Source organism: Acidaminobacter sp., assembly GCF_030247605.1.
Taxonomy (GTDB): Bacteria; Bacillota; Clostridia; order Peptostreptococcales; family Acidaminobacteraceae; genus Acidaminobacter.
The window spans coordinates 1-2,225 of sequence record NZ_JAOTSB010000059.1 but is presented as its reverse complement, the minus strand read 5'-3'; the positions used below and the strand labels follow the sequence as shown (position 1 = coordinate 2,225).

At 44.3% G+C, this 2,225-nt stretch carries 3 protein-coding genes; 2 read left to right on the top strand and 1 reads right to left on the bottom strand.

Annotation, left to right across the window (positions count from 1 at the left end; all coding sequences use genetic code 11):
- Window positions 1-938 (bottom strand): radical SAM protein (locus OEL90_RS14970; RefSeq protein ID WP_300689911.1); only part of this gene is annotated, 938 nt, incomplete at its 3' end.
- 194 nt (window positions 939-1,132) lie between these two features.
- Between OEL90_RS14970 and OEL90_RS14965 the strand changes: the two genes are divergently transcribed.
- Entirely contained in the window at window positions 1,133-1,621 is a 489-nt protein-coding gene (locus OEL90_RS14965; RefSeq protein ID WP_078789429.1) for a roadblock/LC7 domain-containing protein, read from the top strand.
- A 24-nt stretch (window positions 1,622-1,645) separates the two neighbouring features.
- On the top strand, window positions 1,646-2,225 hold a 580-nt coding region (locus OEL90_RS14960), incomplete at its 3' end, for a GTP-binding protein (RefSeq protein ID WP_300689901.1).

Below are 2,225 nucleotides of genomic sequence, written 5' to 3'. Positions count from 1 at the left end.
CCCTTATATGCTTTAAAATTAGGAAGATCTTTAAATATTTTAGAGTTTTCCCAAATTTCACGGAACGGCGTCGATTTTATATTACCTGCAATACGATGAAAATAAGAGCAGGGCTTTACATTGCCAAAACAGTCGATCAGACAGATTGTCTGTGCGGCAATACAGCCCTTTCCACCGCCGGTTGAGAAAGTAAGACTACGTCTTTCAAATTTTATCCCCTCCTGCTTTGCACGCTGGGGCACAAACCGATAGTAATGCGGAGCGCAGGTTGGTCGCATCAATATATCGTCTTCAAGCTTCTCTTGCTGATAGTGCCATTCAAGAATTTCTTCATAGTCCTCTTTGCTGATCAGTTCATTCATAATCTCTTCACCACGCCCAGTGGGCACAATCATAAACATGTACCAGGCTGTTGCACCAAGAGACTTGGCGAGTTTAAAGGTATCTGCAATATCATGCTGATTTCGCTTAGTAAAAGACGAGTTAATCAGGAATTTTTGACCATTTCGACGAAACGTCTCAGCAGCTCGGATGACACCTTCAAAGGCCCCTTCACACTGCCTAAAATCATCATGAATAGCCGCTGTAGGGCCATCCAGAGATAGCGACACCATCTTGATGTCTGCCTGCTTCATTTTAGCGCAAACTTCATCTGTTACTAATGCACCATTAGTTGCCATGCACATCCGCAGACCGAGTGATGTACCATGCTCAGCCAACTCAAAAATATCCGGGCGCATAAGCGGTTCACCGCCTGACAAAACGACTACCGGCTTTGAAAATGCGGCAATTTCCTCAAGCAACTGTTTGCCCTCTTCAGTGCTAAAATCACCCTCAGACGAATTTAAGTCGGAAGAGCAACGACAATGCACACAACGCAGATTACAGCGCTGTGTCGTCTCCCATGCTATCCATTTTGGTATATATTCAGAAGCCATATCATCCTCTTTTCAGACATTTTGTGCTTATCGTAGGTGAATTCAGCACAAAACTCAAGAACTCCTGAATTAGTCCACCTTTAACAAGACTATTATTTAGTTAAATCAACTTGAATCAACGCGACTGTTCTGCTATACAAATTCGGTGGTTGTCTATACGCAGCCGACTCGTTGCAGGTGATAAGGAGATTCACATGTCCAACTCGCAGATGGTCATGTATGACGAAGAGTTTCAAGAAATAAATGTTGTCATTGAGCGACTCCTCAAAGACTCTAACTCAAAGGTAATTTTCCTTGTTGATAAAAACGGCCAGCTGATCTCTGGTGTTGGTGAAACCGAGCGTTTTGACACTACATCATTGGCCTCCCTCACCGCAGGCAATATCGCCGCAACAGGAGGTTTAGCCAAACTTATTGGTGAAAAAGAGTTTTCAATCCTTTTCCACGAAGGGGAAAAAGACAACCTCCATATTTCAATTGTAGGCGGTCGCGTCATCCTAGTTGTTCTGTTTGATAATCGCTCTTCGCTTGGACTGGTTCGCTTACGGGTCAAAAAGGCATCAGAAGAACTTTCCGTCATTTTTGAAAAGCTGATGAAAAAGTCTGATGAGAAAGTAAAATCAGGCACTTCATTCCCCTTTGCTGAAATTACGGATGACGATATCGACAACCTGTTCAGCTAATCAGCTTCACCGAGGTGCGCCACAATGTCTTTTATTAACTATGCTTCACGCGAGATAAACTGCAAAATCGTCTATTACGGCCCTGGACTCTGCGGCAAGACGACTAACCTGCAACATGTCTACGCAAAAACAGCTCCTGAAGCAAAAGGCAAGATGATTAGCCTGGCTACTGAGACTGAAAGAACTCTGTTCTTTGACTTTCTCCCTCTTGCACTTGGTGAAATACGAGGATTTAAAACCCGCTTCCACCTCTACACTGTTCCTGGGCAGGTCTTTTATGATGCCTCCCGCAAACTGATCCTGAAAGGTGTTGATGGCATCGTTTATGTTGCAGACTCCCAGGAAGAGCGGATGGACGCAAACGTTGAATCCCTGGACAACCTTCGCCATAATCTTAAAGAACAAGGTTATGACCTTGACAAGCTTCCCTATGTCGTACAATACAACAAACGAGACCTCCCCAATGCCGTCTCTGTTGAAGAGCTCCGTAAAGAGCTTAACCCAACCAATGTACCGGATTTTGAGGCATGTGCCTCAACCGGAGAAGGTGTATTTGAGACTTTAAAGGCTGTGGCCAAGTTGATTCTCGTCGACCTAAAAAAAG

Excerpts from the sequence above, each read along its gene's own strand:
- OEL90_RS14965 (WP_078789429.1), top strand. The coding sequence starts at position 1,133 with ATGTCCAACTCGCAGATGGTCATGTATGACGAAGAGTTTCAAGAAATA.